The sequence below is a fragment of the Streptomyces sp. cmx-4-9 genome, from assembly GCF_046548835.1.
Lineage (GTDB): Bacteria > Actinomycetota > Actinomycetes > Streptomycetales > Streptomycetaceae > Streptomyces.
Window position 1 is genome coordinate 901383 of sequence record NZ_JAEBEE010000001.1, and the last position, 19816, is coordinate 921198.

Sequence of the window (19816 nt, forward strand, 5' to 3'; positions counted from 1 at the left end):
GAACGGGCGCCATGAGGGGGTGCCGCGACACGATCGCCCGGATCGCGATAGCGTCACCGGCGAACAGAGCTCGTACCACCTTGGAGGTGAGGGTGTCCCAGATCGCAGGCGAGCCCGGGACCCAGGACTTCGTGGAAGTCCGGCTGCCCGCTGCGGGTGCCTACCTGTCGGTGCTGCGGACGGCCACGGCCGGCCTCGCGGCACGTTTGGACTTCACTCTCGACGAGATCGAGGACCTCCGCATCGCGGTGGACGAGGCCTGCGCGATCCTGCTCCAGCAGGCCGTGCCGGGCTCCGTCCTCAGCTGCGTCTTCCGGCTGGTGGACGATTCGCTGGAGGTGACCGTCTCGGCGCCCACGACGGACGGCCGTGCACCGGAACGCGACACGTTCGCCTGGACCGTGCTGTCGGCGCTGGCCGGCAAGGTCGAGTCGACCGTCGAGGAGGACCGGACGGTGAGCATCAGTCTCCACAAACAGCGCGGCGCGGGACCAGGACCGGCGTGAGCGGCGGGGAGATCCCGGTGCGGGGCGGGGATCGGCCCCGGGTACGGCACGAGGTCGACGGCGGCATCCCGGAGCAGCAGCACGCCCGGCCGCACCCGGCTGACGCGGATGCGGAAGACGGCTTTTTGGACTCGGCGGAGCGACGGGCGGGCCCTGTGAGCGAGAACCAGCACGAACAACCCCAGCCGCCGGCCCCACCGGCCGAGGAGGCGGCCGGTGCGGCCGCGACCGCGCTGCCGGTGTTCCCGGTGTCCGCGCCGTTGCCGGATCCGCGCGACCGCAGCGGCGCGCGGGCCCTGTTCATCGAGCTGCGGGCGCTGCCCGACGGCTCGGTGGAGAAGGCCGAGCTCCGCAACCGCCTCGTACGGATGCACCTGCCGCTGGTCGAGCACCTGGCCCGGCGGTTCCGCAATCGCGGGGAGCCGCTGGACGATCTGACGCAGGTCGCGACCATCGGCCTGATCAAGTCGGTGGACCGGTTCGACCCGGACCGCGGGGTGGAGTTCTCCACCTACGCCACTCCCACGGTCGTCGGCGAGATCAAGCGGCACTTCCGCGACAAGGGCTGGGCGGTTCGGGTGCCGCGCCGGCTGCAGGAGCTGCGGCTCTCGCTGACCACGGCCACGGCGGAGCTGTCACAGCAGCACGGCCGCTCGCCCACGGTGCACGAGCTCGCGGAGCGGCTCGGGATCTCCGAGGAGGAGGTGCTGGAGGGGCTGGAATCGGCCAATGCCTACAGCACGCTCTCGCTGGACGTCCCGGACACCGACGACGAGTCGCCGGCGGTTGCGGACACCCTGGGCGCGGAGGACGAGGCCCTGGAGGGCGTCGAGTACCGGGAGTCCCTCAAGCCGCTCCTGGAGGGGCTGCCGCCGCGAGAGAAGCGGATTCTGCTGCTCCGCTTCTTCGGCAACATGACCCAGTCGCAGATCGCCCAGGAGGTCGGCATCTCCCAGATGCACGTCTCGCGCCTGCTGGCCCGCACCCTGGCCCAGCTCCGCGAGAAGCTCCTGGTCGAGGAGTGACCCTCCGCCCGGCGGCGCCGGGCGGTCCGGTCCTCAGGAGTCGGCCGGCCCGATGCCCAGGGCCTCGGTGGCCGTCGGGTTCACCAGCAGTGCGCCGACGGCCACCGCGGACAGGGCCAGCGCGACGGCGGCGGCGGTCATCGCCCCGCCGGAGCGGAAGAGGGTCCAGGCCACCGGCAGCGCCATCAGCTGGGTGATCAGCGCCGGGCCCCGGCTCCAGCGGCGGCCCAGGCGCAGCCCGCGGGCGGCGACCAGCGGCAGCGCGGCGAGGGCGAGCAGGGTGATCCCGCCGGTCTCGGCCTGGCGTACGGAGTCGGGGTCGCCGGTGAGGCCCTCGACCAGCACATGGACACCGAGGCCGGCGAGCGCCAGTCCCTGCAGGGCGGTGACCACGGCGGCGGCGGTCAGCCGGCGGGGCAGCGCCACGGCCCGGGCTGCTTCGGGGGCGGGGGCCTTCGGGGTCTGCTTCTCACTCACCCCGGCAGCCTAACCGCCCGCCCGGGACCCGGAGGGGACGGGCAGTAGGGTCGGCGCGCGGAGGGGTGGGTAGTCTGGCGCTCATGCGTGCACTTCTCGTGGCCAATCCAGCAGCGACGACCACCAGTGCGCGTACGCGCGACGTCCTCGTCCATGCCCTGGCCAGCGAGATGAAGCTGGAGGCGGTGACCACCGAGTACCGCGGGCACGCACGGGACCTGGGCCGCAGGGCCGCGCACGAGGGACTCGACCTGGTGGTGGCCCTGGGCGGCGACGGCACGGTCAACGAGGTGGTCAACGGACTGCTGCACGACGGGCCGGATCCGGAGCGGCTGCCCCGGCTGGCCGTGGTGCCGGGCGGTTCCACCAATGTGTTCGCGCGGGCGCTGGGCCTGCCCAATGACGCGGTCGAGGCGACCGGAGCCCTGCTGGACGCGCTGCGCGAGCAGCGCGAGCGGACGGTGGGCCTGGGTCTGGCGGCGGGCACCCCGGGCACGGAGGACGAGTCGGTCCCGGCGCGCTGGTTCACCTTCTGCGCAGGCTTCGGCTTCGACGCGGGCGTGGTGGGGCGGGTCGAACAGCAGCGCGAAAGGGGCAAGCGTTCGACGCATGCCCTGTATGTACGACAGCTCGTGCGCCAGTTCTGGGACGACCCGAACCGCCGGCACGGGGTGGTCACCCTGGAGCGGCCCGGCGCGGATCCGGTGACGGACCTGGCGCTGTCGATAGTGTGCAACACCTCACCGTGGACGTATCTGGGCAATCGTCCGCTGTACGCCTCCCCGGAGGCGTCGTTCGATACTGCGCTTGACGTATTGGCCCTCAACCGTTTGTCAACTCCGGCGGTCGCGCGGTACGCGACACAGCTGCTGACCTCGACTCCTGAGCGCGGCCCGCACGGCAAGCACGCGGTGTCTCTCCATGATTTGACCGACTTCACCTTGCATTCGAAGGTTCCGCTTCCCTTCCAGATGGACGGCGACCACCTCGGACTGCGCACCAGCGTTCGGTTCACAGGCGTACGGCGGGCACTGCGTGTGATTGTGTGAGTGGAAGGGCCCAAAGTCCTTTCACTCGAACGTTTACACGTGGGTCCACCCCTAGGAAGTAGGGCTGTGACCTAGTCGACACCGACGAATCAAAAAAAACTTTCCGGAAGGGGTTGTATCCCCGTCCGAGGTTTGCGAATCTCTACATGGCGATCGGGACAGCCCGCAGAACCCGGCACCCACACAGAGCGCCAGAACCCCTCCACGAATCACGGACCACCACCAGGAAACTGGGCGGTCGCCCTTCCCTCACGGGGGGATTCGTGAAAGCGTTCACATTCACAAGCAACCTGCCCGCAATACAAGGAGATGGAGCAGCCATGGACTGGCGTCACAACGCCGTTTGTCGTGAGGAAGACCCGGAACTCTTCTTCCCCATCGGCAACACCGGTCCTGCGCTGCTGCAGATCGAGGAAGCCAAGGCCGTCTGCCGCCGCTGCCCCGTCATGGAGCAGTGCCTGCAGTGGGCGCTCGAGTCCGGTCAGGACTCCGGTGTCTGGGGCGGTCTCAGCGAGGACGAGCGCCGCGCGATGAAGCGCCGCGCCGCTCGCAACCGGGCGCGCAACGCCAGCGCCTGACCACGACTTTCGAGCCTCGACGCAGCGCGTAGTACCTCATATCAGCGCTTGGCAACGTGCTCTTGAACCCCGGATTGGGGTCCTCCCCAGCAATCGCCGGGGGTGGCCCTCAGGTCCGGGGTTCAGTGCTGTCCGGGGCACCTACCGCTCACCCTGCGTGAGCGGAGGGATGGCCCCCCGGGTCACTTCTGCGGGCTGACCGGTATGTCGAGGACCACCTTGGTCCCGCGCGGCCGGGCTCGGACCATGTCGAAGGAGCCGCCGAGCTCCCCCTCCACCAGGGTCCGTACGATCTGCAGCCCGAGGTTGCCGGCCCGCTGCGGGTCGAAGCCCTCGGGCAGTCCGCAGCCGTCGTCGAGCACCGTGATCATCAGTCGGGCGTCCGCGCGGCCGGTGCCGGTACGGGTCGCGGACACCTCCACGGCGCCGCCCTCCCCCTGGGTGAAGGCGTGCTCCAGGGCGTTCTGCAGGATCTCGGTCAGCACCATCGACAGCGGGGTGGCGACCTCCGCGTCCAGGATTCCGAAGCGCCCGGTGCGCCGGCAGTCCACCTTGCCGGGGGAGATCTCGGAGACCATCGCGATCACCCGGTCGGCGATCTCGTCGAACTCGACCCGCTCGTCGAGGTTCTGAGACAGCGTCTCGTGCACGATCGCGATCGAACCCACCCGGCGGACGGCCTCGTTGAGCGCTTCGCGGCCGGTCTCCGAATCCATTCGGCGGGCCTGGAGCCGCAAGAGGGCGGCCACCGTCTGGAGGTTGTTCTTCACCCGGTGGTGGATCTCCCGGATGGTCGCGTCCTTGGTGATGAGTTCGCGTTCGCGACGGCGCAGTTCCGTGACGTCGCGGCAGAGCACCAGGGACCCGATCCGGACCCCCTTGGGCTTGAGCGGGATGGCGCGCAGTTGGATGACCCCGCCGTTGCCCTCGACTTCGGTCTCCCGGGGGGCCCAGCCGCTGGCGAGCTTGACCAGCGCCTCGTCCACCGGGCCCCGGGAGGGGGCGAGTTCGGTGGTGGCGCTCCCCAGGTGTTGGCCCACCAGGTCGGAGGCGAGGCCGAGCCGGTGGTAGGCGGACAGCGCGTTCGGCGAGGCGTAGGTGACCACGCCGTCGGCGTCGAGGCGGATCAGGCCGTCGCCCACCCGCGGCGAGGCGTCCATGTCCACCTGCTGGCCCGGGAAGGGGAAGGAGCCCGCGGCGATCATCTGGGCCAGGTCGGAGGCGGACTGGAGGTAGGTCAGCTCCAGGCGGCTGGGTGTACGCACAGTGAGCAGGTTGGTGTTGCGGGCGATGACGCCGAGCACCCGGCCCTCGCGCCGCACCGGGATCGACTCGACGCGCACCGGTACCTCCTCGCGCCACTCCGGGTCGCCCTCGCGCACGATCCGGCCCTCGTCGAGCGCGGCGTCGAGCAGCGGGCGGCGGCCGCGGGGCACCAGGTGTCCGACCATGTCGTCCTGGTACGAGGTGGGGCCGGTGTTGGGGCGCATCTGGGCGACCGAGACGTACCGGGTGCCGTCGAGGGTGGGCACCCACAGCACGAGGTCGGCGAAGGAGAGGTCGGAGAGCAGTTGCCACTCCGAGACCAGCAGGTGGAGCCACTCCAGTTCGGTTTCACTGAGAGCGGTGTGCTGGCGGACGAGGTCGTTCATGGAGGGCACGCTGCGAGCGTACCCCGGGTACGGCGCATGACTTTCCCCACGCGAATACCAAGGAGTATCCAGGAGGGGCAGGGGCCGCGTAGTGTTGGAGGAAGCGACGGGAGCGCAGGCTCCGTCATTGGATGGACAGAACAGATTGGTCTAGTCCACAATTGAGCAAAGCTTCCGCCCTCCCCGCACAGGAGGACGGATCGAGGTAAGCCGCGCGCTCTGCCCTGATCGCGCAGGCACCTCCCAGACGGCCGCCGGGAACCGCACACCCGACGGCCGAAAGTACTCCGGGCTACGGTGCCGGATGGGCTGAGGGTCCCGTCCTGCACCGTGGCCCAGAGGAACGTGCGGGCGGGCATGCAGGGGCCGGACCGCCACCCCGGGCCCCACCCCTCCCCCGCCGTCCGGGCCGGCACGGCCCGCGGCACACTCCCCTTCCGCTCCCGGCCCCGCGCAGCGCGCACCGGCCCCGCGTCGCTCTCGCCGCGCCCGTCGCAAGCCGCCCGTCGTGCACCCCTGTCGCGCACCGCCCGCCCCGCGCCGCCCCGTCCCGCGCACCGGCCCCGCAGCCGCCCGGCAGGCAGGACGGAGCGGCCTCCCCGGCACCCCGCGGGCCCCCGGACCGCCCCGCCCCGTACAAGGCCGCGCCCCGCGCCCTCCGGGCCCGACGGGCCCCCCGCCCGCAGGCCGCGCACCCGGATCGGGACCACCATGGAAGGGCGCCGGGAACCCTCCCGGAGACGGCAGGCTCTGCTAGATTGGTCTATACCACACCACCACTCCAGATCGGCAGGCACCGCGTGGAAGTTGTCATCGTCCCGGACGCCAAGGCAGGCGGCGAGCTCATCGCGGAGGCCATGGCCGCCCTGGTCCGCCGCAAGCCCGACGCCCTGCTCGGCGTGGCGACCGGCTCTACTCCCCTGCCCGTCTACGAGGCCCTCGCCGCCCAGGTCGCCGTCGGCCGGGTCGACGTCTCCCGGGCCCGGATCTGCCAGCTCGACGAGTACGTCGGCCTGCCCGCCGGGCACCCCGAGTCCTACCGCGCCGTGGTGCTCCGCGAGGTCGTCGAGCCCCTCGGACTGGCGGAGGCCTCCTTCATGGGCCCCGACGGCTCCGCCGAGGACCTCGTCGGCGCCTGCGAGGCCTACGACCGGGCGCTGGCGGAAGCCGGCGGGGTCGACCTCCAGCTGCTGGGGATCGGCACGGACGGGCACATCGGCTTCAACGAGCCGTGCTCCTCCCTGGCCTCCCGCACCCGCATCAAGACGCTCACGGAGCAGACCCGCGTGGACAACGCGCGCTTCTTCGACGACGACCTGGAGCAGGTGCCCCACCACGTCATCACCCAGGGCATCGGCACCATCCTCGACGCCCGCCACCTGGTCCTGCTGGCCACCGGTGAGGGCAAGGCCGAGGCCGTCGCGCAGACCGTGGAGGGGCCGCTGTCCGCCCTGGTCCCGGCCTCCGCGCTCCAGCTGCACCCGCACGCGACCGTGGTCGTGGACGAGGCGGCCGCCTCGAAGCTGAAACTGGCGGACTACTTCCGCCACGCCTACGCCAACAAGCCCGCCTGGCAGGGCGTGTAGGCACCGACCGCCGGTACGCCGGGTCGAAAGAGACGGCTCGGACGCCCGCGATGACCTCCGCCGCCGCCCGGCCGCAGACCCGGGCCGCGCCGTGCGTCGCGATGTGCAGGGCCCCCCGGGGCTCGGCGCGCGGCAGGCCCATCTCGACCACGACCGTGTCGGGGCGGGCCTCGACCAGGGCGTCCAGCACCGCCGTCATCCACGGGTGGCGGTGGGCGTCGCGGACGACCGCGACGACGGTGCGGCTGCCGGCCGCGGCCAGGACCTCCGCGGCCGTGGCCCCCTCCGCGTACACCGCGGAGGCGGTCGCGGGGACCAGCTCGGCCAGTTCGCCGGCCACCCCCCACGGGGTTTCGTCGCCCACCGCGATGTTCGCGACGGGGGCGAGGGTGGCGACGTAGGGCGCGGCGACCGGGGTCGCACGTCCGGTGACGGCGAGGGCCCGGCGGGCGGCCGTCAGGCCGATGCCGGACGCGCCGCTCCCCTCCGGCTGCGCGTCCGGCCGCACCCGGCGGGTCCAGTCGGCCAGGGCGCGGACCCGGGCGGCCGCGTCGGCCAGCCGCTCCTGGGGCAGGGCGCCCTCGCGGACGGCCTCGACCAGCGCGTCGCGCAGGCTCAGGACGGTGGCTTCGTCGGCGAGTCCGCCGCCGACGCAGATGGCGTCCGCGCCGGCCGCGATGGCCAGCACCGAGCCGCGCTCGATCCCGTAGGTCCCGGCGATGGCGTTCATCTCCATGCCGTCGGTGACGATCAGGCCCTCGTAGCCCAGCTCCTTGCGCAGCAGACCGGTCAGGATCTGCGGGCTGAGCGTGGCCGGGCGGGTCGGGTCGAGGGCGGGCACCAGGATGTGCGCGCTCATCACGGCCTTGGTGCCGGCCTCGACGGCCGCCCGGAACGGGACCAGCTCGCGGGACTGGAGGACGTCCAGGTCCGCGTCGATGCGGGGCATCGCGTGGTGGGAGTCGACGTTGGTGTCGCCGTGGCCCGGGAAGTGCTTGGTGCACGCGGCGACGCCGGCCGCCTGGAGGCCCTCGACGTACGCGGCGGTGTGCCGGGCGGCCAGGGTCGTGTCGGCGCCGAAGGACCGTACGCCGATGACCGGGTTGTCGGGGTTGGAGTTGACGTCCGCGGAAGGGGCCCAGTTGAGGTTGACCCCGCACTCGGCGAGCCGGCGGCCCAGCTCGCGGGCGACCTCGCGGGTCAGGGCGGTGTCGTCCACGGCGCCGAGCGCCAGGTTGCCGGGGAAGGACGAGCCGTCCCGGACCTCCAGGCGGGTGACGTCGCCGCCCTCCTCGTCGATGGCGACGAGGACGTCGTCCCGCTCGGCGCGCAGCTGAGCGGTCAGCGCGGCGAGCTGCTCGGCCGAGGCGATGTTGCGGCCGAAGAGGCCGACGGAGGTGAGGCCCTCGCCGACCAGGCGGAGCACCCAGGCGGGGGCGGTGGTGCCCTCGAAGCCGGGCTGGAGCACGGCGAGCGCGTCACGGGTCACGGTGTCGGTGCGGTGCGCGAGGACAGTCATGACGGCGTCATCCCTTCACGGCGCCGGCGGTGAGGCCCGCGGCCATCTTGCGCTGGACGATCAGGAAGAGGACCACGATGGGAACGGCCATCATGGTGGAGCCCGCCATCATGGGGGCGAACTCCGTGCCGTTCTTGGTGGTGAAGTTGCCGAGCCAGACGGTGGCCGTCTGGTTCTGCTGGCTCATCAGCATCAGGGCGTACAGGTACTCGTTCCACGCCTGGATGAACCCGTAGACGGAGGTGGCGACCATGCCCGGGGCCAGGAGCGGGAAGACCACGCGCAGGAAGGCGCCGGTCGGCGTGCAGCCGTCGACCATGGCCGCCTCTTCGAGCTCCTTGGGGATGTTGACGATGAAGCCGCGCAGCGTCCACACGGTGAACGGCAGGATGAACGTCAGGTACGTGATGATCAGGCCGGTGAGCTTGTCGTACTGGCCCAGGTCGTTCAGGAGCAGGAAGACCGGGATGATCATGGCGACGAGCGGGATCATCTGGACCGCGAGGATGCCGACGATCACGATCTTGCGGCCGCGGAAGGCGAAGCGGGAGATGGCCAGCGCGGCCAGCATGCCGACGACGATGCCGATCGTGACGACGACGAGGGAGACGACCAGGCTGCGGCCGACCGGGCCCCAGAAGTCCGAGATCTCCAGCGCGCGCCGGAAGTTGTCCAGCGTGAAGGTGTGCGGGAAGAACTGCGGGCTGGGGTCGATCGCGTCCTTGGCCGGTTTGAACGCCGTGTTCAGCATCCAGTAGACCGGGAAGCCCGCGGTGACGAACACCAGGAGGCCGAGGAGGTTCCAGCCGAGTCTGGACTTCTTGCGCTGCTTCAGGCGGGCGGCGGGCGGGGTCGCGGCGGCCGTGGTGGTGGCGGTCATTCCACCTCTCCGATCTTGAGCATCTGGCGCATGTAGACGGCGACCACTCCGAGCAGCAGCAGCACGGTCACCAGGGCGATGGCGGAGCCGCCCGAGTAGTCGTTGACCACGAAGGCCTGCTGGTACGAGTAGGTGGTCAGCAGCTGGAACTCGGCCTCCGGATTGCCGTTGCGCATCACGAAGACCTGCGGGAAGACGCCCATGTCCCAGATGACCGAGAGGGTCGTCAGCATGACGAGGATCGGCTTCAGGATGGGGAGGGTGACGTGCCGGAAGACGCCCCAGGCGCCGGCGCCGTCGAGGCGGGCGGCCTCCTCCAGCTCCTTGGGGACCTGCGTGAGGCCCGCGCTGAGGGTGATGACGACGAAGGGCACTGCGCCCCAGACCACCAGGAGCATGATCACCGCAAGGCCCTGGGGTCCGCTGGTGAACCAGTTGTGGCCGATCATGTCGACGCCCGGGAGCCGGCTCATCAGGTAGTTGAGGACGCCGTAGTCGGCGTCGAAGAGCCACTTGAAGACGGCGGTGGCGACGATGATGGGCATGCCCCAGCTCGCCACGAGGGCAATGCTGATGAGCGCCTTGACCCAGCCGGAGACCTTCTGCAGCAGCAGTGCGACCAGCATGCCGATGACCATCGTCAGGACGACCGCGCCGACCGCGAACACCACCGTGCGCAGGACGACGGCCCAGAACTCGCCGTCACCGAGGATCTTGGTGAAGTTGTCGAAGCCGACGAACTCGGCTTCCTTGAAGCCCCACAGCTCGGACTTGCCGAAGCTCTGGAAGGAGAGGGACACCAGTCTGTAGAGCGGGTATCCCATGACGAGCACGATGACCAGCAGGCACGGCGCGAGCAGCAGCCAGGGTGTGGCACCCGGCCCCTTGCGCACCGGCTTTCCCCGCTTGCCCGGGCTCCCCGTACCGGTCCCCGGGGGAGTCTTCTGCTTCGCCGGCGGCAGGTCGGCGGTGGTTGTCTGTGCGGCACTCATCGCGCGCTCCTCGAGGTTCCCTCTCTTGACGGGCAGCAGGGCCCCGCCGGTCCGGCGGGGCCCTGCTGACGACAGGTCACTTGGTGTTGATGACCTTGTCGATCTCGGCGTCGGCGGCCTTGGCCGCGTCCTCGACCGACTTGTTCCCGGTGCCGATGTCACGGAGCATCGTCTGGAGGAGCTTGGCCTTCTCGATCTGTCCCCAGCCGGAGGCGGTGGGCACGAACCAGGAGGACTCGGCCGCGGTGGCGGCGACCTGGGTCTTCGGGTCGGACTTCAGCGGGCCGAGGTCCGTCTTGTTGTTCGGCAGGTTGCCCTTGCCGATGAGGCCCTTCTGGCCCTGGGCGCCGGTGAAGACGCCGATCCACTCGGCGGCGACGTCCTTGGCCTTGGACTTGGACGGGATCGCCAGGTCCGAACCGCCGAGGAAGACGGGCAGGTTCTTGCCGTTGGGGCCGGGCTGGACGAAGTTCTCCAGCTTGTCCGTCAGCCCGCCGACCTTGTCGTTCTCCGGGGTGCCGGCCGTGGCGCCCTCCCAGGCCGCGGCGAAGATCGCGGCGGAGTTGCCCTGGCCGAAGACGACCGGACGGTCGGACTCGTCCTTGGTCTTGTCGGCGTGCATGTACTTGTCGAGGAGCTCCTTGTACTGCTTCAGCCCCTTCAGCGACTCGGGGGAGGACAGGGCGCCCTTCCACTTGTCGCCGTCCTTCTTGGCGATGGCGCCGCCGGCGTCGTAGACGTAGGACATGGCGGCGTACCAGTCCGGCGAGGGCTGGTACAGGGCGCTGAACTTGTCGCCCTTGGCGGCCTGGATCTTGTCCAGAGCGGAGGTGTACTCGGCCCAGGTCTTCGGGGCGGCGGTGACGCCGGCCTCGGTGGCGATGTCCTTGCGCCAGGTGCCGACACGGCCACCGGCGTAGTAGGGGACGCCGTAGGTCTTGCCGTCGTAGGTGACGGACTCCTTGAGGGCGTCCAGCCATGCGGCGGAGTTCTCGAACTTCGACGGGTCGACCTCGGCGAAGGCGCCGGTCGACATGTAGCCGATCATCTCGGAGTTGCCCATTTCGACAACGTCCGGGGCCTTGTCCGTGGCGAGCACGGCGTCCAGCTTGGCGTTCTTGTCCGGCCAGCCGTAGTACTCGTGCTTGATGGTGAGGCCCGGGTGCTTGGCGACAATCGCGTCGTCGGCCGCCTTCACCAGCTCCGGCCAGTTGTTCTGGGCGTCGACCGTCAGCCAGACGGTCAGCTCCTTGGCGCCGGAAGCCTTGTCGTCCCCGCCCTTGCTTCCGGAATCACCACATGCCGCGAGGCCGATAACCATGCCCGCGACTCCAACCGCCGCGATGAGCTTGCGCTTCACGCCACCCTCCTCAGGGATGCCTGCCTGCACTTCCCTTGGCCGCCGCGGTGACATACGCGAAGTACTGCACGTGGGGCCGGGATCTGATCCATATTGGTTTAGACCAGTAACCGGAGCTTGGCCTAGACCTTTAGGGGTGTCAAGGGTCTAATGATCGGGTGCTCGGTCCGTTATCGGACCGACACCTGGGGAGAGAGAAGGCCTGTCCCCCCGCACGTGTCACGATGTGACCGCACATATCGGAGGAGCCGGTGACGGCAGCGAAACTGGAGTCGGGAAGGCGGGCGGCGATGGCCACCGAAGGGGCGATCACGGAGCCGGAAAGCGGGGCAGCCACCCGCACGGCACGCGTACCCAAGTACTACCGGCTCAAGCGGCACTTGCTCGACATGACCGAGACCCTGCCCCCCGGCACGCCCGTGCCGCCGGAGCGCACGCTCGCGGCCGAATTCGACACTTCGCGGACCACCGTCCGCCAGGCGCTCCAGGAACTCGTCGTCGAAGGGCGGCTGGAACGGATCCAGGGCAAGGGCACCTTCGTCGCCAAGCCGAAGGTCTCCCAGCCCCTCCAACTCTCCTCCTACACCGAGGACATGAGGGCCCAGGGACTGGAACCCACCTCCCAGCTCCTGGACATCGGCTATGTGACGGCCGACGACACCCTGGCCGGTCTGCTCAAGATCGCCACCGGGGGCCGGGTGCTGCGCATCGAGCGGCTGCGGCTGGCCAGCGGCGAACCGATGGCCATCGAGACCACGCACCTGTCGGCCAAGCGCTTCCCCGCGCTGCGCCGTTCGCTCGTCAAGTACACCTCCCTCTACACCGCCCTGGCCGAGGTGTACGACGTGCGGCTCGCCGAGGCCGAGGAGACGATCGAGACCTCGCTGGCCACCCCGCGGGAGGCCGGGCTGCTCGGCACCGACGTGGGGCTGCCGATGCTGATGCTCTCCCGCCACTCGCTGGACGCCGACGGCGAACCGGTCGAATGGGTGCGTTCGGTATACCGCGGAGACCGCTACAAGTTCGTCGCCCGGCTCAAGCGCCCCGCCGTCTGACCCTGTCCGGATACCGGTATACGGACGGGGTCTTACGTTCAGCGGGCTACCCCCCGTAGATTCCTGCGCTCACGCAGATGATCGACGAGGGGACGAGGCTCATGCCGGAACCGGAAACAACGGGGACAGAACGGGACGTGGCGAGTCCGGGCACCACGCCGGGCTCGCCCTCTGCCAAGTCCATCGCCGCCTGGGTGCTCGTCGGGCTGATCGGCGCCATCGGCTGGGGCGTCCTCGCGCTCTCCCGGGGCGAGGAGATCTCGGCCGCCTGGCTGCTCGCCGCCGCGCTGGGCTCGTACGCCATCGGCTACCGCTTCTACGCCCGCTTCATCGCGCACCGCGTACTGAAGGTGGACAAGACGCGGGCCACCCCCGCCGAACGCCTTGACAACGGTGTCGACTTCCATCCGACCGACCGGCGGGTGCTCTTCGGCCACCACTTCGCCGCCGTCGCCGGCGCCGGCCCGCTGGTGGGGCCCGTGCTCGCCGCTCAGATGGGCTACCTGCCGGGGACCATCTGGATCGTCGCGGGCGTCATCTTCGCCGGCGCCGTCCAGGACATGGTCACGCTGTTCTTCTCCACCCGCCGCGACGGCCGCTCGCTCGGCCAGATGGCCCGGGACGAGATCGGCCCCGTCGGCGGAGCCGCCGCGCTGGTCGCCGTGTTCGCCATCATGATCATCCTGCTGGCGGTGCTGGCCCTGGTCATCGTCAACGCGCTGGCCCACTCTCCGTGGGGCGTCTTCTCCATCGGCATGACCATCCCGATCGCCCTCTTCATGGGCTTCTACCTCCGCGTCCTGCGGCCGGGCCGGGTCACCGAGGTCTCCGTCATCGGCGTCGCGCTGCTCCTGCTGGCGATCGTCGCAGGCGGCTGGGTCGCCGAGTCCTCGCTCGCCGACACCTTCACCCTGGAGAAGGAGACGCTGGTCGTCTGGATGGTCGGGTACGGCTTCATCGCCTCGGTCCTGCCGGTGTGGATGCTGCTCGCCCCGCGCGACTACCTCTCCACCTTCATGAAGGTCGGCACCATCGCCCTGCTCGCGGTGGGCGTGGTCATCGCGATGCCCACCCTGAAGATGCCCGCCGTCACCGAGTTCGCCTCCCGCGGCGACGGCCCGGTCTTCGCCGGATCGATGTTCCCCTTCGTGTTCATCACCATTGCCTGCGGAGCGCTGTCCGGCTTCCACGCCCTGGTCTCCTCGGGCACCACCCCGAAGATGATCCAGAAGGAGACCCAGGTACGGGTCATCGGCTACGGCGCCATGCTCACCGAGTCCTTCGTCGCCATCATGGCGATGATCGCGGCCTCCATCATCGACCCGGGCCTGTTCTTCGCCGTGAACTCCCCCGGCGGCGTCATCGGCACCACGGTCGAGACCGCCTCGGCCGCCGTGACCAACCTCGGGTTCGCCATCTCCCCGGACGCCCTCGCGCAGGCGGCGAAGGACGTCGAGGAGGCCAGCCTGCTCTCCCGTACCGGCGGCGCCCCCACCTTCGCCCTCGGGATGTCGGAGATCTTCTCGGCCGTCATCGGCGGCGCCGGGATGAAGGCCTTCTGGTACCACTTCGCCATCATGTTCGAGGCGTTGTTCATCCTGACCACGGTCGACGCCGGCACCCGCGTCGGACGCTTCATGCTCCAGGACACCCTCGGCAATGTGCACAAGTCCTTCCGGGACGTCAGCTGGAAGCCCGGCGTGTGGCTCGCGAGCGCGGTCGTCGTCGGCGGCTGGGGCTACTTCCTGTGGGTGGGCGTCAAGGACCCGCTGGGCGGCATCAACCAGCTCTTCCCGCTGTTCGGCATCGCGAACCAGCTGCTCGCCGCGGTCGCCCTGGCCGTCTGCACCACGCTGCTGGTCAAGTCCGGCCGGCTCAAGTGGGCCTGGGTGACGGCCGTCCCGCTGGCCTGGGACGTGGCGGTCACCCTGACCGCGAGCTACCAGAAGATCTTCTCCGCGGACGTGAAGGTCGGCTTCTTCGCCCAGCGCGACAAGTACCAGGCCGGGATCGACGCCGACAAGGTGCTGCCGCCCGCGAAGACCATGGGCGAGATGCACACCGTGGTCACCAACGCCACGGTCGACGGCGTGCTGTCGGTGCTCTTCGCCGTCCTGATCGTCATCGTGCTGCTGGACGCCGCCCGGACCTGCTACAAGGCCGCCGTCGACCCGGCGTCGGTGAAGCTGTCCGAGGTCCCGTGGACCGAGTCGAAGATCGTCGCCCCCGCCGGCCTGATCCCGACCGCCGAGGAGCGCGCGGAACTCGCCGCGGCCGGGCTGGACGCGGGCGGCGGCGCCGTCAAGGAGCCGGTGGCCTCGTGAACCGGCTGCGCGGGGCGCTCGCGAAGGCCTGGTCCCACCTGAAGGAGTTCACGGGTGAGGCGGCATACGACCGGTACGTCGCCCACGCCCGCTCCCACGACCCGGCCGCCCCGGTCCTGACCCGGCGCGCTTTCGAACGGGCCCGTACGGACTCCCGCGAGGCCGATCCCCGCGAGGGCTTCCGCTGCTGCTGAGCAGGGAGCGAAGGGCCCCGCCCGTCCGGCGGGGCCCTTCGCCGTGCCCGGCGCCCCCGCGCCCCGGCGGCCGCGGGGCCGTCCTGCACACTCGACGCCATGGACATCGTGATCAGGGCGGCGCTGCCCGCCGAGTACGGACCCTTGGGCGAGATCACCGCGCAGGCCTACCTGGGCGACGGACTGCTCGGCCCCGGCGAGGCCTTCTACGCGGAGGTGCTGCGCGACGTCGCGGCCCGGGCCGCCGACGGGGAGGTGCTCGTCGCGGTCGACGACGGCGTCCTGCTCGGCGGTGTGACCTTCGCCCCACCGGGCAGCCCGCTGTGCGACATCGCCGGACCCGGCGAGGCGGAGTTCCGGATGCTCGCGGTCTCCCGCGCCGCCCGCGGGCGCGGCGTGGGCGAGGCACTGGTCCGCGCCTGCACGGCCCGCGCCCGGGAGCTGGAGGGCGTCACGCGCCTGGTCCTGTCCACGCAGAGCGGCATGACGGGGGCCCGGCGGCTCTACGGACGACTGGGCTTCGTGCGGACTCCCGAGCGGGACTGGGCGCCCGTCCCGGGCCTGACCCTCCTCACGTACCTCCTCCAACTGTAGCCACGCCGACACAACATGTGGGGGTTACCGCAACCGGTCGCCCCCACATGTATGCTCATGCCTGCTGTCGCCGCAGGGGAATCCGGTGCGAATCCGGAACTGTCCCGCAACGGTATGACGTACACCCACGGGTGGACCCGCAAGTCCGAGGACCTGCCGACAGCGCACCCGGCTCGACCGAACCGGGTGCCGACACGTCCGGGCCTCGCGGTTGGGCCGGTGGACGCCATGCGGTGTACGCGTTCCTGCCACGCCCGCATGCGCCCCCTGCTGCCCCGCCGACGGCCGGCCGAGCGAGGGAGAGCTCCCGCCGTGACCATCGCGCCTTCCGCACCGCGCGCCGCGTCCATTTCCGGCGACACCACCGAGGGCCCGGGGGCCACGCTGCTGCGTACCCTCACCGCACTGACGGCCGACCTCCCGGACACCGACCCCGGACGGGTCGCCGCCGCCGCCCTGCGCGGCCGCAGCTCCGCCGCCGACGAGGCCGAACTGCGCGCCCTCGCCACCGAGGCCGCCGCCGGCCTCATCTCCGAGGACCCGGCCTACTCCCGGCTCGCCGCCCGGCTGCTGACGACGGCCGTCCGCGACGAGGCCGCGGGCCAGGGCTCGACCTCCTTCTCGGCCTCCGTCGCGGTCGGCCACCGCGAGGGGCTCATCGCCGACCGCACCGCCGAGTTCGTACGGACCCACGCGGCCCGGCTGGACGCGCTGGTCGAGCACACCCTCGCCGAGGGCGCCGACGACCGCTTCGGCTTCTTCGGCCTGCGCACCCTGCACAGCCGCTACCTGCTGCGCCACCCCCTGACCCGCCAGGTGATCGAGACCCCGCAGTTCTTCATGCTGCGGGTGGCCTGCGGCCTGGCCGAGGACCACAGCGTCCAGGCCGTCGAGGAAGTCGCCTCGCTGTACCGGCTGATGAGCCGCCTCGACTACCTGCCGTCCTCCCCCACCCTCTTCAACTCCGGCACCCGGCACCCGCAGATGTCCTCCTGCTACCTGCTGGACTCCCCGCTGGACGAGCTGGACTCGATCTACGACCGCTACCACCAGGTCGCCCGCCTGTCCAAGCACGCCGGCGGCATCGGCCTGTCGTACTCCCGCATCCGCGCCCGCGGTTCGCTGATCCGCGGCACCAACGGCCACTCCAACGGCATCGTGCCGTTCCTGAAGACCCTCGACGCCTCCGTCGCCGCCGTGAACCAGGGCGGCCGCCGCAAGGGCGCCGCCGCCGTCTACCTGGAGACCTGGCACGCGGACATCGAGGAGTTCCTGGAGCTGCGCGACAACACCGGTGAGGACCAGCGCCGCACGCACAACCTGAACCTGGCGCACTGGGTGCCGGACGAGTTCATGCGCCGCGTCAACGCCGACGCCGACTGGTCGCTGTTCTCCCCGGCCGATGTCCCCGAGCTGGTGGACCTGTGGGGCGACGAGTTCGACGCCGCGTACCGCAAGGCCGAGGCGGCCGGCCTGGCCCGCAAGACCATGCCCGCCCGCGACCTGTACGGCCGGATGATGCGCACCCTCGCGCAGACCGGCCAGGGCTGGATGACCTTCAAGGACGCCTCCAACCGCACGGCGAACCAGACCGCCGAGCCGGGCACCGTCGTGCACTCCTCGAACCTGTGCACCGAGATCATCGAGGTCACCAACGACGGCGAGACGGCCGTCTGCAACCTCGGCTCGGTCAACCTCGGCGCCTTCGTCCTGGCGGAGACCGGGGGGATCGACTGGGAGCGCCTGGACGAGACCGTCCGCACGGCCGTGACCTTCCTCGACCGCGTGGTGGACATCAACTTCTACCCGACCGAGCAGGCGGGCCGCTCCAACGCCCGCTGGCGTCCGGTGGGTCTGGGCGCCATGGGCCTCCAGGACGTCTTCTTCAAGCTGAAGCTGCCCTTCGACTCCCCCGAGGCGAAGGCCCTGTCCACGAAGCTCTCCGAGCGGATCATGCTCGCCGCCTACGAGGCCTCCTGCGACCTCGCCGAGCGCAGCGGCCCCCTGCCCGCCTGGGAGCAGACCCGTACCGCCCGCGGCGTCCTGCACCCGGACCACTACGACGTGGAGCTGAACTGGCCGGAGCGCTGGGAGGCGCTGCGTGCCCGCGTCGCGGAGACCGGCATGCGCAACTCGCTGCTGCTGGCCATCGCCCCGACGGCGACGATCGCCTCGATCGCGGGCGTGTACGAGTGCATCGAGCCGCAGGTCTCCAACCTCTTCAAGCGCGAGACGCTCAGCGGTGAGTTCCTCCAGGTGAACGGCTACCTGGTGGAGGAGCTGAAGAAGCTCGGCGTGTGGGACGCGCAGACCCGCGAGGCGCTGCGCGAGTCCAGCGGCTCGGTGCAGGGCTTCGGCTGGATCCCGGCCGAGGTGCGCGAGCTGTACCGCACGGCGTGGGAGATCCCGCAGCGCGGCCTGATCGACATGGCGGCGGCCCGCACCCCGTTCCTCGACCAGTCGCAGTCGCTGAACCTGTTCCTGGAGACGCCCACCATCGGCAAGCTCAGCTCGATGTACGCGTACGCCTGGAAGCAGGGCCTGAAGACCACCTACTACCTGCGTTCGCGCCCGGCGACGAGGATCGCCCGCGCCGCGTCCGGCGCCGCCGCCGCTCCCGCGGCCGCTCCCGCCGCCCCCCTCCCGCAGGCCGTCGACGCCGATGCGCTGGCCTGCTCCCTGGAAAACCCCGAGTCCTGCGAGGCCTGCCAGTGATGACGTCCCCCGACACCAAGAACCTGCTCGACCCGGGCTTCGAACTGACCCTGCGCCCCATGCGCTACCCGGACTTCTACGAGCGCTACCGCGACGCGATCAAGAACACCTGGACCGTCGAGGAGGTCGACCTCCACTCGGACGTCGCGGACCTCGCGAAGCTGACGCCCGGCGAGCAGCACATGATCGGCCGGTTGGTCGCGTTCTTCGCGACGGGCGACTCGATCGTCTCCAACAACCTGGTGCTGACGCTGTACAAGCACATCAACTCCCCGGAGGCGCGGCTGTACCTGTCGCGCCAGCTGTTCGAGGAGGCCGTGCACGTCCAGTTCTACCTGACGCTGCTCGACACCTACCTGCCCGACCCGGACGACCGCGCCGCCGCGTTCGACGCGGTCGAGGAGATTCCCTCGATCCGCGAGAAGGCGCAGTTCTGCTTCCGGTGGATGGACTCGGTCGAGAAGATCGACCGGCTGGAGACGCAGGCCGACCGCCGCCGCTTCCTGCTGAACCTGATCTGCTTCGCGGCGTGCATCGAGGGACTGTTCTTCTACGGCGCCTTCGCCTACGTGTACTGGTTCCGCTCGCGCGGCCTGCTGCACGGCCTGGCGACGGGCACCAACTGGGTGTTCCGCGACGAGACCATGCACATGAACTTCGCCTTCGAGGTCGTGGACACGGTCCGCAAGGAGGAGCCGGAGCTCTTCGACGACGCCCTGCGCCAGCAGGTCACCGACATGCTCCAGGAGGCCGTCGAGGCGGAGCTGCAGTTCGGCCGCGACCTGTGCGGCGACGGCCTGCCGGGCATGAACACCGACTCGATGCGCGAGTACCTGGAGTGCGTCGCCGACCAGCGCCTGGTCCGGCTGGGCTTCCCGGCGGTGTACGGCTCGCAGAACCCGTTCTCGTTCATGGAGCTCCAGGGCGTCCAGGAGCTGACGAACTTCTTCGAGCGCCGCCCGTCGGCCTACCAGGTCGCGGTCGAGGGCACGGTCGACCTGGACGAGGACTTCTAGGTCCGTTCCGTACGGCGCGGTGCGAGCGCCCCCGCCCACGGGGAACGGGATCCGGGTGACCGGATCCCGGGGCGGGGGCGCTCCTGTGCGGGGCGGCGGGACTGCTGCCGGGCGGCGCGCAGTTGCCGGTCGGTGCGGTGCTCGGCCAGCAGGCCGTGCAGGGCGGGGCCGGCGAGCAGGGCGGCGACGGCGAGGACCGTGAGGGCGTTCCAGAGCGTGTTCATGCCTCCACTCTCGCCGGGCCGGCCCTGAGCGGACAGTGGCAGGACTGTCATGAACGAGCGAATTACTGCC

General features: G+C 70.7%; 17 protein-coding genes, 1 pseudogene and 1 riboswitch. Of the genes and pseudogenes, 11 read left to right on the forward strand and 7 right to left on the reverse strand.

Going from position 1 to position 19816, the window contains the following annotated elements; translation table 11 throughout:
* Window positions 1–92 precede the first annotated feature (92 nt).
* Both ACLJTM_RS04215 and ACLJTM_RS04220 read left to right on the forward strand, forming a co-directional pair.
* Window positions 93–506, forward strand: a complete 414-nt coding sequence (locus tag ACLJTM_RS04215) for an anti-sigma regulatory factor (protein WP_411101950.1) — start codon at window positions 93–95, stop codon at window positions 504–506.
* Between the two features lie 11 nt (window positions 507–517).
* Window positions 518–1531 carry an RNA polymerase sigma factor SigF gene (locus ACLJTM_RS04220; RefSeq protein WP_411102276.1) on the forward strand — a complete coding sequence of 338 codons (1014 nt, stop codon included), beginning with the start codon at window positions 518–520 and terminating at the stop codon, window positions 1529–1531.
* A 33-nt stretch (window positions 1532–1564) separates the two neighbouring features.
* Here ACLJTM_RS04220 and ACLJTM_RS04225 read toward each other — a convergent pair whose 3' ends face one another.
* Window positions 1565–2008, reverse strand: a complete 444-nt coding sequence (locus ACLJTM_RS04225; RefSeq protein WP_411101951.1) for a hypothetical protein — start codon at window positions 2006–2008, stop codon at window positions 1565–1567.
* 83 nt (window positions 2009–2091) lie between these two features.
* Between ACLJTM_RS04225 and ACLJTM_RS04230 the strand changes: the two genes are divergently transcribed.
* Both ACLJTM_RS04230 and ACLJTM_RS04235 read left to right on the forward strand, forming a co-directional pair.
* Window positions 2092–3057, forward strand: coding sequence for a diacylglycerol/lipid kinase family protein (locus ACLJTM_RS04230; RefSeq protein WP_411101952.1), 966 nt, complete (start codon window positions 2092–2094; stop codon window positions 3055–3057).
* A 320-nt stretch (window positions 3058–3377) separates the two neighbouring features.
* A complete protein-coding gene (locus ACLJTM_RS04235; protein WP_003953983.1) occupies window positions 3378–3635 on the forward strand; it encodes a WhiB family transcriptional regulator in 258 nt (85 codons plus the stop codon).
* Between the two features lie 182 nt (window positions 3636–3817).
* Here ACLJTM_RS04235 and ACLJTM_RS04240 read toward each other — a convergent pair whose 3' ends face one another.
* Window positions 3818–5287 carry a sensor histidine kinase gene (locus ACLJTM_RS04240; protein ID WP_411102277.1) on the reverse strand — a complete coding sequence of 490 codons (1470 nt, stop codon included), beginning with the start codon at window positions 5285–5287 and terminating at the stop codon, window positions 3818–3820.
* Between the two features lie 800 nt (window positions 5288–6087).
* Here ACLJTM_RS04240 and nagB point away from each other — a divergent pair.
* Complete coding sequence (gene nagB, locus ACLJTM_RS04245; protein WP_411101953.1) at window positions 6088–6873, forward strand: glucosamine-6-phosphate deaminase; 786 nt, start codon at window positions 6088–6090, stop codon at window positions 6871–6873.
* A 40-nt stretch (window positions 6874–6913) separates the two neighbouring features.
* Here the strand turns inward: nagB and ACLJTM_RS04250 are convergent.
* From ACLJTM_RS04250 to ACLJTM_RS04265, 4 genes and pseudogenes are all read right to left on the reverse strand, one after another.
* Window positions 6914–8392, reverse strand: a pseudogene (locus ACLJTM_RS04250) (glycoside hydrolase family 3 protein); the annotation flags it as partial.
* Window positions 8393–8399: 7 nt separating this feature from the next.
* A complete protein-coding gene (locus tag ACLJTM_RS04255) occupies window positions 8400–9272 on the reverse strand; it encodes a carbohydrate ABC transporter permease (RefSeq protein ID WP_411101954.1) in 873 nt (290 codons plus the stop codon).
* Entirely contained in the window at window positions 9269–10264 is a 996-nt protein-coding gene (locus tag ACLJTM_RS04260; protein ID WP_411101955.1) for a carbohydrate ABC transporter permease, read from the reverse strand. The genes ACLJTM_RS04255 and ACLJTM_RS04260 overlap by 4 nt, the downstream gene beginning before the upstream one ends.
* A 76-nt stretch (window positions 10265–10340) precedes the next feature.
* Complete coding sequence (locus ACLJTM_RS04265) at window positions 10341–11624, reverse strand: extracellular solute-binding protein (protein WP_411101956.1); 1284 nt, start codon at window positions 11622–11624, stop codon at window positions 10341–10343.
* Window positions 11625–11914: 290 nt separating this feature from the next.
* Here ACLJTM_RS04265 and ACLJTM_RS04270 point away from each other — a divergent pair, with 290 nt between their 5' ends.
* From ACLJTM_RS04270 to ACLJTM_RS04295, 6 genes are all read left to right on the forward strand, one after another.
* The gene (locus tag ACLJTM_RS04270; protein WP_031144861.1) at window positions 11915–12679 is read left to right on the forward strand and encodes a GntR family transcriptional regulator; all 765 of its coding nucleotides are present in this window, start codon (window positions 11915–11917) and stop codon (window positions 12677–12679) included.
* Window positions 12680–12780: 101 nt separating this feature from the next.
* Window positions 12781–15003, forward strand: a complete 2223-nt coding sequence (locus ACLJTM_RS04275) for a carbon starvation CstA family protein (protein ID WP_411101957.1) — start codon at window positions 12781–12783, stop codon at window positions 15001–15003.
* Window positions 15000–15197: a CstA-like transporter-associated (seleno)protein gene (locus tag ACLJTM_RS04280; RefSeq protein WP_411101958.1), complete on the forward strand. Its 198-nt coding sequence runs from the start codon at window positions 15000–15002 to the stop codon at window positions 15195–15197. The genes ACLJTM_RS04275 and ACLJTM_RS04280 overlap by 4 nt, the downstream gene beginning before the upstream one ends.
* A 99-nt stretch (window positions 15198–15296) precedes the next feature.
* Window positions 15297–15791 carry a GNAT family N-acetyltransferase gene (locus tag ACLJTM_RS04285; protein WP_411101959.1) on the forward strand — a complete coding sequence of 165 codons (495 nt, stop codon included), beginning with the start codon at window positions 15297–15299 and terminating at the stop codon, window positions 15789–15791.
* Between the two features lie 17 nt (window positions 15792–15808).
* A riboswitch (cobalamin riboswitch) is annotated at window positions 15809–15967 on the forward strand.
* Between the two features lie 136 nt (window positions 15968–16103).
* Window positions 16104–18506: a ribonucleoside-diphosphate reductase subunit alpha gene (locus ACLJTM_RS04290; RefSeq protein ID WP_411101960.1), complete on the forward strand. Its 2403-nt coding sequence runs from the start codon at window positions 16104–16106 to the stop codon at window positions 18504–18506.
* Window positions 18506–19522 (forward strand): ribonucleotide-diphosphate reductase subunit beta, encoded by a 1017-nt coding sequence (locus ACLJTM_RS04295; protein WP_411101961.1) that lies wholly within the window; start codon window positions 18506–18508, stop codon window positions 19520–19522. The genes ACLJTM_RS04290 and ACLJTM_RS04295 overlap by 1 nt, the downstream gene beginning before the upstream one ends.
* On the opposite strand, the gene ACLJTM_RS04300 is transcribed toward ACLJTM_RS04295, so the two are convergent.
* On the reverse strand, window positions 19519–19746 hold the full coding sequence (locus tag ACLJTM_RS04300) for a hypothetical protein (RefSeq protein ID WP_411101962.1): 228 nt from the start codon (window positions 19744–19746) through the stop codon (window positions 19519–19521). The two genes, ACLJTM_RS04295 and ACLJTM_RS04300, sit on opposite strands and share 4 nt — an antisense overlap.
* Between the last annotated feature and the right edge of the window lie 70 nt (window positions 19747–19816).

What these genes read in the sequence shown, in the direction of transcription:
- ACLJTM_RS04300 (WP_411101962.1), bottom strand. Translation starts at nt 19,746, where the DNA reads ATGAACACGCTCTGGAACGCCCTCACGGTCCTCGCCGTCGCCGCCCTG.
- ACLJTM_RS04235 (WP_003953983.1), top strand. Translation starts at nt 3,378, where the DNA reads ATGGACTGGCGTCACAACGCCGTTTGTCGTGAGGAAGACCCGGAACTC.
- ACLJTM_RS04240 (WP_411102277.1), bottom strand. Translation starts at nt 5,287, where the DNA reads ATGAACGACCTCGTCCGCCAGCACACCGCTCTCAGTGAAACCGAACTG.
- ACLJTM_RS04260 (WP_411101955.1), bottom strand. Translation starts at nt 10,264, where the DNA reads ATGAGTGCCGCACAGACAACCACCGCCGACCTGCCGCCGGCGAAGCAG.
- ACLJTM_RS04230 (WP_411101952.1), top strand. Translation starts at nt 2,092, where the DNA reads ATGCGTGCACTTCTCGTGGCCAATCCAGCAGCGACGACCACCAGTGCG.
- ACLJTM_RS04255 (WP_411101954.1), bottom strand. Translation starts at nt 9,272, where the DNA reads ATGACCGCCACCACCACGGCCGCCGCGACCCCGCCCGCCGCCCGCCTG.
- ACLJTM_RS04285 (WP_411101959.1), top strand. Translation starts at nt 15,297, where the DNA reads ATGGACATCGTGATCAGGGCGGCGCTGCCCGCCGAGTACGGACCCTTG.
- ACLJTM_RS04295 (WP_411101961.1), top strand. Translation starts at nt 18,506, where the DNA reads ATGACGTCCCCCGACACCAAGAACCTGCTCGACCCGGGCTTCGAACTG.
- ACLJTM_RS04275 (WP_411101957.1), top strand. Translation starts at nt 12,781, where the DNA reads ATGCCGGAACCGGAAACAACGGGGACAGAACGGGACGTGGCGAGTCCG.
- ACLJTM_RS04270 (WP_031144861.1), top strand. Translation starts at nt 11,915, where the DNA reads ATGGCCACCGAAGGGGCGATCACGGAGCCGGAAAGCGGGGCAGCCACC.